The sequence below is a fragment of the Vibrio sp. Vb1755 genome (assembly GCF_033338635.1).
Lineage (GTDB): Bacteria > Pseudomonadota > Gammaproteobacteria > Enterobacterales > Vibrionaceae > Vibrio > Vibrio alginolyticus.
The window spans coordinates 14,164-25,876 of record NZ_JAWOTA010000029.1; the positions used below are offsets into that span (position 1 = coordinate 14,164).

The window sequence follows — 11,713 nt, forward strand, 5'->3', positions numbered from 1 at the left end:
CTTTTACGATGCTTTATTTTATTTTAATTAAAACGTCGAATGTTTCGTCATTATTGAATTTGCTTTGATAATTTATGTTATCCAAAGCGAGTTGTGTTGCTTGCTATTTATGATGACCTCATGACGTGAATAATTTTATAATCATTAAAATGGATACAGTTTTATGAATTTAGTGAAACCGTCTGTTGCCATTGTGGTTGCAGCCCTACAACTCGCGTCTTCTGCCTATGCGCAAACAAACAATAGCGAAGAACTACAAGATATGTCTGACCCACTTGCGGTATACACCCAAGCTGGCTTTGGTATTACTGATAAAGGCGCGAACATCAAAATCGGTCAAACTTACCAATCTAGCCAGCCTGGTACCATGGCGATGAACATCATTGAAATGAAAGGCATTGGTGGTGAGCTATTTGGCATTCGCGACAATGACGATCCAATATATGCCAACGTTGATGACAGCATTGACTCTTTCCGACTACGTAATTTCCAAGTAGAAGTCGCAAAAGGTCTAGGCCGTCAATTAGATGTAAACTACGACGTTGATAACGATAAATTAGATGCATCTTATAGCTTTATTCAAGGTCTACCTAAGTTTGGTATGTTGCAGCTATTTCCTTTAGCTGGTGCGGGTGTCACTATTGCTAATGATTTTAGTGGTGATGACAAAGGTTATGAAATTCCAGGTACTTTCACTGTTGTGGGTATGTACTCAAAAATTGAATTAACCGATAAAATCTGGATTAACTACAACCCAATGTATATGCATACGTTGTCAGGGTCTAGTCAATATAAAGATACTTATTACGCGGGTGAAGATAATATCTTGACTCATGAGTTTGCGTTGTCTTATCAAATTAATCCTCGCGCAAATATTCGTTACTTTGCAAACTGGAATGAGCACGTTAATTTCGGTGATGGTGATCACCGTATCGAATTTAACTACCAATTCTAACTCCCTCGTTTATTTCCAGAATAGAAAGTGTGTTTATCCATATATTTAAATATTTAGGCTAGGGCACTTTCTAAATAAAGTAGGTTTATCATGAAAGCCAAATATAAATTTGCGTTGGTATCTATTGCTATATCTTCTGCATTACTATCAGGATGCAAAACTGGCGATATCGCAACGAAAACAGCCCAAGCACCCTCTGTTGAAACCGTTACCCTAACCGAAACAAAAATCACTCCTTATCATACTTTTATCGGTCGAACTGAAGCGGTAAATGACGTTGATATTATGCCGCGAGTCGGTGGCGAATTAACCGCGATTCATTTTAAAGATGGCGATATGGTCGAAAAAGGCCAATTGTTGTTTGAAATCGACGACCGTCCTTACAAAGCGGCACTGGCGTATGCAAAAGCGTCGTTGCAAAAAGCAAAAGCACAACTCGTTCAAACTACGCGTGATGCAGAACGTGTGAAGAAACTCATCAAAGATAAAAGCATCAGTGAGCAGCAATACGATGACGCCATTGCCGCGCAAGCCGCAGCGATTGCTTCGGTAGAAGAGGCGAAGGCGACGCTGGTTTCAGCAAGGCTCGATCTTGAATTTAGCTCTGTGCGTGCTCCTTTCTCTGGTCGCGTGGGTTTCAGCAACTTCCGAGTGGGTGACCGTATTTCGAAAATTCAACTCGTTCCTCTTGTTTCGATCACTCAAGTAGACCCAATTCGCTTTGGCTTTGATGTGGATGAGAAGCTCTACCGCCGCGTAAGAAGTGCGATTGATGTGGCTCATCGTAACGATGACAAACTGGATGTTGATTTAACACTGACGCTTTCAGACGGTTCATTGTATCCGCTGGATGGCAAGATCTACGCCGTTGGCAACAAGATCGATTTAGAAACAGGCTCAATTCGAGCAGAAGCACAATTCGATAATCCAACTTACGCGCTTATGCCGGGTGAATATGGCAACTTGACCATCAAGCTGCGCAATAAAACCATTGATGGTTTGCTTATCCCATCGGCGGCTGTTCAACAAGACCAAGCGGGTGACTACGTCATGGTGGTTGGTGATGATCACGTGGTGTCTCGTCGTAACGTTGAACTCGGTCAGACCTACGGTGTGAAACGTGCTGTGCTGACTGGTTTGGCGGCTAACGAAAAAGTCATCGTCAATGGTCTACAAAAAGTGCGTCCGGGTGCAACGGTGAAAGACGTTGAGCTACAGAGTGAACAAGGCTGAGTGAGTACTGATGTTAAGTAAATTTTTCATTCACCGGCCGAAGTTTGCTTTGGTGATCTCACTGGCGATGACATTGATGGGTATGCTCGCCCTGAAAGTCTTGCCAATTTCTGAGTATCCTCAAATCTCTCCAACGGTAATTACGGTGAGCACCATGTATCCGGGTGCAAACGCGGACGTGGTTAAAAAGACCGTAGCACAACCGATAGAAGCCAAAGTCAACGGCGTTGAAGACATGATTTACATGTCTTCTGTGATTGGTAACGATGGCTCATACACATTGCGTATTTACTTCCGAGTGGGCGCAGATGGCGATATGGCGCAGGTTCGTGTGAACAACTTGGTGGCACAGGCGACGTCGTCTCTACCACAAGAAGTAAACCAAATCGGTGTGACGGTTAAGAAGAAATCTTCCGACATGCTGGGCGTTATCACACTGCGTTCTCCGAAACAGTCTCACGACAGTATCTACCTTTCTAACTACGCGGATCTCAATATTGTCGAGCGTCTAAAACGTATCGAAGGTATGAGTGACATTACGCTGCTGGGTAAGAAAGACTACTCAATGCGTATTTGGTTGAACCCAAATAAACTGGCTACCTTGAAGCTTTCTGCTAGCGATGTTATTGGCGCAATTAAAACGCAAAACATCCAAGTGGCGGCGGGTAAGATCGGTGGTATGCCAGCTCCAGGTGACCAGCAATATCAATATGTTTTGCAAACCAAAGGCCGCCTCACTTCTGCGGAAGAGTTCGAGAACATCATCATTCGTGCGAGCAAGAAAGGTTCTTTGATTCGCTTGAAAGATGTGGCTCGTGTGGAAGTTGGTGCACAAGGTTACGAAGCTGATGGTCGTATGAATAACGAACCAGCCGCCGTTCTGGCCTTGTACCAGTTGCCGACCGCGAACGCGCTAGACGTGATGGAACGCGTGAAAGAGGCCATGAAAGAGTACGAGAAATCGTTCCCAGATGATTTGGTCTACGACATCGCGTATGACTCTACCGAATACGTAGAGACATCGATTGATGAAGTGTACGAGACGCTGGTGATTGCAGTACTTCTTGTCACCTTCGTTGTGTACGTTTTCTTGCAGAACTGGCGAGCGACCATCATTCCAACCTTAGCGATTCCGGTTTCCATCATTGCGACGTTCGCAATCATAGGCGTGATGGGCATGACCATTAACACGATCTCGTTGTTTGGCTTGATCCTCGCCATCGGTATCGTGGTGGACGATGCGATCATCGTGGTAGAGAACGTGGAGCGGGTTATCCATGAAGAGCATTTAGACCCGATTCCGGCCACGATCCAAGCTATGAAAGAAGTGACAGGGCCAGTATTGGCAACAACGCTTATTTTGTTGGCGGTATTTGTACCGGTTGCGCTATTGCCGGGTATTTCTGGTCGAATGTTCAACCAGTTCGCGGTCACCATCTGTGTATCGGTGCTGCTCTCTGCGATCAACGCATTAACGTTAACGCCAGCGCTTTGTGCGTTGATGTTGAAATCTACTCACTCGCAACCTATTGCGCCTTTGCGTGCGTTTAACCGAGGTTTTGAAGCAATAACGCGCAAATACCAAGGTTTAGTTGGCTTCTTGAGCCGCCGCATTGTGCTGAGTATCGGTGTTTATGGCGCGCTTATTGCGGTGCTGGCATTTGCGTTCATGACCGTACCTTCTTCTTTCGTTCCGAACGAAGATAAAGGCGTGTTCATGGTCGAAATGCGTTTGCCAGACGCAGCAGCATTGCAGCGTACTGCACCATTAATGAAGAAGTACGTTGATGAGCTAAAACAGATGGAAGGTGTGGAGAACGTGGTTTCGGTTGCGGGCTTCTCGGTAATTAACATGGCGTCGATTCCAAACTCGGGCATGTTGATCATCAAACTGGATAACTGGAGCAAACGTAAAGACCCTGAACTACACCAACGTGCGTTGATGAACAAAGTTAACCAAATGCTGAACTCAACGCCAGATGCCGCTTCGTTCGTTTTCGCGACGCCGGCAATCAAAGGCATGGGTGCGGTGGATGGTTTCAACCTTGTGCTGCAGGACAACTTGGGCCGTTCTCCACAAGAGTTGGCAAAAACAACCGCTGATTTTGTTGCCCAAATCAATCAACTGCCTGAAGTGGCGCGTGCGTTCTCGATTTTCCGTGCGAACATTCCGCAACGCTACATCGATATTGATCGCGATAAAGCGATTTCGATGGGCGTACCGTTGAATGAAATCTTCAGCACACTGCAAGCACAGTTGGGCGGTGCCTACATTTCTGACTTCAACTTGTTTGGTCGTTCGTACCAAGTGAAAGTGCAAGCAGAAGAGCAATACCGTGACAACATCGACGACATCGACCATCTGTTTGTTCGCTCAAGCTCTGGAAAAATGGTGTCACTGGCAACGCTAGTGAAAGTGAAGCCGATCTTCGGCCCTGATACCTTATCGAACTACAACATGTTCAGTTCTGCAACCGTGAACGGTGCGCCAGCGCCAGGTTACAGCTCGGGTGATGTTGTAAAAGCCATTGAAAAACTGGCTGCGGAATCTTTGCCAAGTGGTTACTCGTACGAGTGGTCAGGCATGACTTACCAAGAGATGAAAGCAGGCAACATGGCACCAATCGCGTTCGCATTGTCTTTGCTGTTCACCTACTTGTTCTTGGTGGCTCAGTACGAAAGTTGGACCATTCCTGCTGCGGTAATGATGGCGGTTCCAGTCGCGATTCTCGGCGCAATGGGCACGCTACTGCTGGTGGGACAACCGTTCGATTTGTACGTGCAGATTGGTGTCGTCATCTTGATCGGTATGTCCGCCAAAGTGGCGATTCTTATCGTGGAATTTGCCAAAGTTCTGCGAGAAGAAAAGGGCTTATCCATCATTGATGCTGCCAAAGAAGCTGCTCGAATTCGTTTCCGTGCAGTACAGATGACCGCATTCGCCTTCATCTGGGGGGTATTCCCGTTGGTGATTGCATCGGGTGCTGGTGCGGCATCTCGTCACTCACTGGGCTTTGCGGTATTCGGCGGCATGATTCTCTCTACGTTTGTAGGCACGTTGCTGACGCCGGTGTTCTTCGTGATGATGCAATCTCTGCGCGAGAAGTTTAAGCGAAAGAAACCCACTGAACTTGAGGTGAGCGAGCAATAACGCTGATTTCAACTGACTCCACAACACCCCCACGCTGTGTGCGATTGGCCAATGCCTTTCATTGATATACAACCACCGTCGCAGCGTGGGTTCCCCAAAAAATAATAGGTTTTAGCATGAAAAATCTTTCAAAAATCGTCGTAGCGAGCTCTCTACTGACGTGTGCTGCTGCGCAAGCGGGTGGGTTATACCTTTACGAAACAACAGCATCGGATATTGGTTTGGCATCCGCTGGTATGGCGGCTCGTGCGCAAGATGCCTCAGTAATGGCAGCAAACCCGGCTGGTCTGGCGAATGTTTCTGGTAAATCTTTCTCTGGTAACCTGATTGGCCTTTACGGTGACGCGCAACTAGACACGATGACTGGCGATGCGGGCAACGTGATTGGTTTTGTTCCTATGGCGTCGGCATTTTACAGCCAACAAGTAAACGACAAATGGACGCTGGGTATTGGTCTGTATGGCAACTACGGTCTTGGCCTCGAGTACGAAGGTCTTTTGAATAATCATTTAGATATTCCTACAGCAACGACGCAAGCCTTAACCATTCAACCTTCCGCTTCTTACCGCATCAATGATCACTGGTCTGTGGGTGCGGCGCTTGGCATTCAGTACGGTATGTATGAAGTGGAAACGAAGGGAGCCCTGAACTTCAATGACGAAGACCAAGATACTCAGCTCAACGGCCGAGTAGGTGTGCTTTATGAGGCAACACCAGGCACGCGTCTTGGGTTGTCTTACTCTTCTGAAACCGAATTTGAATTCGACAATAGTAACTCCATTGCTCCACAACAACTGATCTTCAGTGCTTACCATGAAGTGAATGATGACCTAGCGGTGATGTGGAACGTGAACTGGCAAGACTGGAGCGAATACACAACCACGCTGGGCGTAGAGACACAAGACACTTACCAAATCGCATTGGGTACTCAGTACAAACTGAATGAAAAAATGATGTGGAATGCAGGTTTTGCATTCGATACCAGCATGTATGAAAGCCAATCAAACGGTGACATTACCGTTCCTACTGGCAAGGCGTACCGCATTGGTACAGGCATTGATTACAAATTGGATTCAGAAAACTCAATTGGTTTCGCGTTGGAAGCGATCTTGATGGAATCGTCGGAAACGCCACGCTTACAAGCTGGCTTTGATGAGCCTGCTCTCTACTTCATGAGCATGAGCTACAACTGGAAAAACTAATCATTCCTAATCGCTAAAACGCCTTCCTTACAGGCCATTCCACCCTAACTACCTGCACTGGATGCTGTCACGCCATCTAAGGTAGTTAGGGCGCTTCTGTCACATCTAGTGAGTGATGATTCAAAAAATATCTGCGCAGCTAAGTGCGGGTATTCAACATCTCAAAGGACTAAAAAATGAAAAACAAACTAGCGTTAGTGTGTACGACTTTGTTGGTCAGTACGCTGGCTCATGGTGCCGAGCATCGAGTAAAAGACAATAAAAACAAGTTGGCGGATGACCCAACAAAAGTCATCACGAAATTTGGCGCGTCGTACGCAAACAACTACGATTTTGATGATCAAAACATCTCATTCTCGGGCTCACTTGCGCTTGACCAAGCGCGCAAAATTAACCTGCGTATCAATGATGATGCGAGCGAGTGGCGTATTGGTGGCTCGTGGTTGTTTCCGGTCGGTATCGTGAACTTCAACTTCGGTAAAAATGAATATGTAAACGGCGCGGATCAAACCAACTACAGCGTTGGTACCTTTATGCCGCTAAGTTATTTCGGGATTGAGCCAGCAGGCTTCCAAATTTTCCCAATGGCAGGCTATACGTACAACACTGGTGATGTTCCTGTTTGTGACGGTGCAGAAAGTAGTCTCTGTAGCGAGCCTAACTTTACGGGGACGCCAAGTGCAGAGAATGGCTTCAACATGATGAGCTCTTCAGGCAGTAGCGGTTACGTTGGTGCATTTGCGCTGAAATCGTTTACCAAAGAGCTGACGTTAATCAGCTTCGCAGCAGGCACTTACGGCTCAGAAAACAGTGAAGGAGAGAACTACAAAGGCTTCTTTGGTGGTATTGGTCTTGGTTACCTCGTGAGCAAACGCCACTCTTTTAACGTAATGACGTTTGTCATGGACAACAACACCTATTTGGATGAAGCAGACAAGCGCATCGTGCTATCATATCAATATCAATTTGAATAAATAAAAACGCAGCCCAAATAGCTGCGTTTTTACTTTGATAGAATGAACTAGTGAATTGAGTTGTTTTCTTCGATCTTTTTCTGGTACTGGTGTTTTAATATATACATGCGCTTAACATCGCTGTAAGCGCCGTTAATAAAGTATTCTTCTACAAGGTGACCTTCTTCGATAAAGCCGCACTTTTTGTATAAGTGAATAGCGACTTCGTTATCCACTGCGACTAATAAGTAGATTTTACGTAGATTAAGAATTGAGAATGAGTAATCTAACGCACGATTAATCATCTCTGTCGCATAACCTCGGCCTTGATGCTCTGGGGCGATGATTATCTGAAATTCCGCGCTGCGGTGAATGTAGTTAATCTCGATCAGCTCAACTAAGCCAATTACGATGCCGTCTTCATCTTCGACGACAAAACGCCTTTCAGCGTCATCATGTATATGTTTTCGATAAAGTTCTTCGAGCTCGTCATAAGACTCGTAAGGTTCTTCGAACCAGTAGGCCATGATATTTCGGTTGTTATTCAGTTCATGAATAAAGCGCAAATCAGAACGCTCTAATGCACGCATTTTTAGGCCTTTCTTCATCATTTTTCTCCAATGAGGGCGGAGAATACCTCCGCACTTGATGCTAGAAAATATTACCGTATTTCACAAGAATCGCGCATCTTTTTTTGGAAAATATCCTGTGATTTTCAATGTGGAAACTTAGAGTTCACGACAAATATAAATTAATCTTTACGATAAAAAACTCGATTAGGTGCTTTGCCTAATATCGTATTAAATACCGCGCAACGACTTAGTGTCTTAATCTAAACAAACAAGGTATTCAATATGTTTTCAATCGGTGACGTAGTAGTAGCGACTAAAGGTATCGATCTTGGCGAAATGGTTGTTACAGGTTTAAGCAGTGGCGGTTTTTACACACATGTAAAAGCAGGCGAAAAAACACTAACTTACCCAGCTAAAGATCTTAAGAAAGCATAATTAAATTTGCTCATTCTTATTTTTAACTGGCTTAAAGTTCGTACTAGTTATTTTAAGCGGGTTAGAATCGATAAAAGGTAGCGCAATGAGTCGCTACCTTTTTTATTTTTTCTACCTTTCTTCACCAATATGAAACTCAACGCGATTTCTTCCGGTTTCCTTTGCCTTGTAAAGTGCTAAGTCTGCGCGTTTAACAAGTGGTTCAAATGAGTCGTCGAGACGACAGACTTGAGTTACCCCAATACTCGCGGTGAAGCTCATATCACAACCTGAATGTTGAACGGTCGTCGTTTCTAGTGCATTACGAATTGTTTCTAATGTGTCTAGAGCTTGCTGTGATGAGCGACTTCTTAATACCATGGCAAACTCTTCACCACCAACTCTGGCAAGTAAGTCACAATCAAGTAGATGACTTTTAATAGTATTAACTGCATGGATCAGTGATTTATCGCCTGCGTCATGACCAAATCGGTCATTGAGGCTTTTAAAATTGTCGAGATCTAAAATAGCAACATGGAAGTCAATGCCCTGGGTTCGGTATTCATTTAGGCGGCTTTCGATTTGTCGCATGAACTCTCTGCGGTTTGGAATACCTGTTAGATCATCCGTCGTGGCGAGGTGCTCCATTTTCATGATCTGTATATGAAGGGCAATGTTTAAAGCAATCCAATTAGCGATGCACTGAAGCTGTGCCGCTTGTTCGTTTGTGTAAATGTGCGTTTGATGATGCGCAACATTAAGCGTTCCTAGGCAGACTTTACCGTGCATTAAAGGCGCGTCCATACACGTACCCATACCATTGGATGCGAGCATCACACAATCGATCTCATCAGATTGAGTAACATCGTCGCAGATCATCAGTTGTTGCTTTTTGAACACTCGGCCAACAAACGCTTGATGAATGGGCACTAAAAATTCAGCGGGAATCGCTTTACTACCAGAGAAAGAGTAGACCTTTAAATTATCATTGTTTTCATAAAGTGTGATACTCGCACGGTCAGAATTAAATATGCGATTTATCCATTCTGCCACCGTATCAAGTACTTGCTGTAGTGTTTCCGATTGAGCTAAAAAGTGAACAAACCCTATCGGCATACATATCGGACTTTCCATGTTTTGCATCGATAAGTCATCAGGGTTAAAAGTTCTTTCAAGTCTCAATAGACATCTCCTTGGCAATGTTGCAAATACCAACAATAAATTACGTGAAGCTATTTTGTAGAAAATGTGCTTCTTGGTAAGAGTATGGTTCAATTATCGCCGTTTGTGTGCATTTGGTTGCTTAATGTGGGCGTTAACTCACCCTAAATAAGTAAATCTTATACCTATTTATAAGTAAGTCATTACTCAATAAGTGGTGTTTTTAAGATGGAAGTACAGAATGAGCCCTTCTGGAAGAGAAGGGCTAGAAAAGGATACAAATAGGGTCAGGTGAGTGGTGACTTAATTGTCTTTGTACTTTTGTAAAATCAACTGACTTATCTGCGCAACGAGTTGGTCCCTAGCTTGAAGTGAGAGCTCAGTTTCTGTGACATAAATACTAATGTAAACAGGTCGATGATTTTCCTTCCATATAATCGCGTTAATGCCACGCGAACCATGACCTCCCGCACCAGAACGGTCTGCAATAGACCAACCTGTTGGTAATACAGAACGCATTAACGAGTCTGAAACTTTGTTGTCCTGCATCCAGATTTTTAATTGTACACGAGACTCATAAGACAACGTTTCGCCTTCGACCAAAGTTCGAAGAGTGTTTAGTATGGCGTTAGGTGTAGTTGTGTCGCGGCTGTCGCCTGGTGTGGCTTCGTTCAAGCGAGGTTCTATTCTGTCTAGGCGCGTTGCTTTATCTCCAATTGTTCGCAGAAACATTGTTACGGCCTTAGGGCCGCCAATTTCATTTAATACTAAGTTGGCTGCGGTATTATCACTCATTAACATAGCGGCTTCACACGCGTGCTCTATGCGTGTGTTTTGGCCTGCGAGCTTATCCATCACTGGAGACCATACAACGATACTGCGCTCATCGACTTTTGCGGTCGCATTTTTACTTAGCTTACCGCTGTCCATATCACTTAACATTTTGGCACAAGCTAGGGTTTTGAATGTGCTCATGAGTGGGAAGCGTTCATCGCCACGGTAATCCCAACGCTCGTCTGCTTGGGTATCCCAAACTGACACCCCAATTCTGCTTGAGGTTTGTTGCTCGAGGAGAGAAATGTCCTCATTCAGTTGGGACGCGTAACTTAGGGTTGAGCAAACCATTAGCCCAGCCAACAAAAATAACTTTTTCATGGATCGTGTTCTTCAATTTTAGTTTTAGTTCGCACGGTAGCGATGTCACGTAAACTATAACGAGCCAATACTCTAAACACTGTTAAATCTATGTCTATTTTATGTAGGATTCTTTGCAATACGCTTAAACGGTCTCAATATGGGGAGAAGAGTGTTGCTATCAAGGCCTGTAGTTTGGCTTATATATTACGTCGGTGATTCGGTCACAAAAATATCTTAGCGTGAGACACTGGCTCAGAATTTCTTATCATGAGCTAACGAATAGTTTGATCCAGAAATAAAAGGAGCTGAATCATCAGCTCCTTTGTCTAGTTGGATAATTACTTACAGTTCAATCTTTTTAACCATGCCCGATTCTGCATGGCCTGGAATGTTGCACGCGAACTCAACCTTGTTGTCACCGTGGAAGTGCCACAGTAATTGCTTCGCTTTACCCGGTTCTACCGTCACAGAGTTGCCCGAGTCGTGCATGTGATCACCGCTCATTGTCTTCATCATTTCGCGATGTTCTAGCTGCTCTTTAGCCGAACCAATCGTAAACTCGTGGTTGATCTTGCCGGTGTTCATGACTACAAACTGCACCACATCGTTTGGCTCAATCTTGACGTCTTTCTTGAACTTGATGGTCATGTCATCACCCAAGATTACGTGTACCACCTTGTCTGGCTTTGCCCCTTTCGCTGGCATACCTACTGCCGACATGCCCGGCATATCCATCATGTTTGAATGGTCCATTTTACTGTGGTCCATCTTCATGCTGCCGTGGTCCATGTTTTCATGCTTCATGTTGCCATGGTCCATGTTTGAATGATCCATTTGGGCAAACGCAGTCGTTGTTGTTAGGGCTAGAGCAAGAGTGATTAGTGTCTTTTTCATTTTTATATCCTTGTTTTAATTCATTAATAACTTGGTTGCTT

Annotated in this window: 10 protein-coding genes; 6 read left to right on the forward strand and 4 right to left on the reverse strand. The window is 44.7% G+C overall.

The window, feature by feature from the left end; genetic code table 11:
* Window positions 1-163 precede the first annotated feature (163 nt).
* From R7E00_RS19180 to R7E00_RS19200, 5 genes are all read left to right on the forward strand, one after another.
* Window positions 164-955: a hypothetical protein gene (locus R7E00_RS19180; protein WP_017821525.1), complete on the forward strand. Its 792-nt coding sequence runs from the start codon at window positions 164-166 to the stop codon at window positions 953-955.
* Window positions 956-1,045: 90 nt separating this feature from the next.
* Window positions 1,046-2,188 carry an efflux RND transporter periplasmic adaptor subunit VmeP gene (gene vmeP, locus R7E00_RS19185; protein WP_017635246.1) on the forward strand — a complete coding sequence of 381 codons (1,143 nt, stop codon included), beginning with the start codon at window positions 1,046-1,048 and terminating at the stop codon, window positions 2,186-2,188.
* Window positions 2,189-2,198: 10 nt separating this feature from the next.
* Window positions 2,199-5,339 (forward strand): efflux RND transporter permease subunit VmeQ, encoded by a 3,141-nt coding sequence (gene vmeQ / locus R7E00_RS19190; RefSeq protein ID WP_225477775.1) that lies wholly within the window; start codon window positions 2,199-2,201, stop codon window positions 5,337-5,339.
* A 116-nt stretch (window positions 5,340-5,455) separates the two neighbouring features.
* Window positions 5,456-6,541 carry an OmpP1/FadL family transporter gene (locus R7E00_RS19195; protein WP_206970786.1) on the forward strand — a complete coding sequence of 362 codons (1,086 nt, stop codon included), beginning with the start codon at window positions 5,456-5,458 and terminating at the stop codon, window positions 6,539-6,541.
* A 176-nt stretch (window positions 6,542-6,717) separates the two neighbouring features.
* Window positions 6,718-7,515, forward strand: coding sequence for a hypothetical protein (locus R7E00_RS19200; RefSeq protein WP_005385112.1), 798 nt, complete (start codon window positions 6,718-6,720; stop codon window positions 7,513-7,515).
* Between the two features lie 47 nt (window positions 7,516-7,562).
* Here R7E00_RS19200 and speG read toward each other — a convergent pair whose 3' ends face one another.
* A complete protein-coding gene (speG, locus tag R7E00_RS19205; RefSeq protein ID WP_005375417.1) occupies window positions 7,563-8,102 on the reverse strand; it encodes a spermidine N1-acetyltransferase in 540 nt (179 codons plus the stop codon).
* A gap of 246 nt (window positions 8,103-8,348) precedes the next feature.
* On the opposite strand from speG, the gene R7E00_RS19210 reads away from it, so the two are divergent.
* Window positions 8,349-8,501, forward strand: a complete 153-nt coding sequence (locus R7E00_RS19210; protein WP_005375418.1) for a hypothetical protein — start codon at window positions 8,349-8,351, stop codon at window positions 8,499-8,501.
* A gap of 111 nt (window positions 8,502-8,612) precedes the next feature.
* Here the strand turns inward: R7E00_RS19210 and R7E00_RS19215 are convergent, their stop codons facing one another.
* The 3 genes from R7E00_RS19215 to copI all read right to left on the reverse strand — a co-directional run bounded on the left by R7E00_RS19215 (window position 8,613) and on the right by copI (window position 11,672).
* Entirely contained in the window at window positions 8,613-9,662 is a 1,050-nt protein-coding gene (locus R7E00_RS19215; protein ID WP_054574440.1) for a sensor domain-containing diguanylate cyclase, read from the reverse strand.
* A 282-nt stretch (window positions 9,663-9,944) separates the two neighbouring features.
* Complete coding sequence (locus R7E00_RS19220; RefSeq protein ID WP_005375420.1) at window positions 9,945-10,796, reverse strand: carbenicillin-hydrolyzing class A beta-lactamase CARB-42; 852 nt, start codon at window positions 10,794-10,796, stop codon at window positions 9,945-9,947.
* Between the two features lie 324 nt (window positions 10,797-11,120).
* Complete coding sequence (gene copI / locus R7E00_RS19225) at window positions 11,121-11,672, reverse strand: copper-resistant cuproprotein CopI (RefSeq protein WP_054574439.1); 552 nt, start codon at window positions 11,670-11,672, stop codon at window positions 11,121-11,123.
* Window positions 11,673-11,713: the final 41 nt, after the last annotated feature.

Excerpts from the sequence above, each read along its gene's own strand:
- R7E00_RS19180 (WP_017821525.1), top strand. The coding sequence starts at position 164 with ATGAATTTAGTGAAACCGTCTGTTGCCATTGTGGTTGCAGCCCTACAA.
- vmeP (WP_017635246.1), top strand. The coding sequence starts at position 1,046 with ATGAAAGCCAAATATAAATTTGCGTTGGTATCTATTGCTATATCTTCT.
- vmeQ (WP_225477775.1), top strand. The coding sequence starts at position 2,199 with ATGTTAAGTAAATTTTTCATTCACCGGCCGAAGTTTGCTTTGGTGATC.
- R7E00_RS19195 (WP_206970786.1), top strand. The coding sequence starts at position 5,456 with ATGAAAAATCTTTCAAAAATCGTCGTAGCGAGCTCTCTACTGACGTGT.
- R7E00_RS19200 (WP_005385112.1), top strand. The coding sequence starts at position 6,718 with ATGAAAAACAAACTAGCGTTAGTGTGTACGACTTTGTTGGTCAGTACG.
- speG (WP_005375417.1), bottom strand. The coding sequence starts at position 8,102 with ATGAAGAAAGGCCTAAAAATGCGTGCATTAGAGCGTTCTGATTTGCGC.
- R7E00_RS19210 (WP_005375418.1), top strand. The coding sequence starts at position 8,349 with ATGTTTTCAATCGGTGACGTAGTAGTAGCGACTAAAGGTATCGATCTT.
- R7E00_RS19220 (WP_005375420.1), bottom strand. The coding sequence starts at position 10,796 with ATGAAAAAGTTATTTTTGTTGGCTGGGCTAATGGTTTGCTCAACCCTA.
- copI (WP_054574439.1), bottom strand. The coding sequence starts at position 11,672 with ATGAAAAAGACACTAATCACTCTTGCTCTAGCCCTAACAACAACGACT.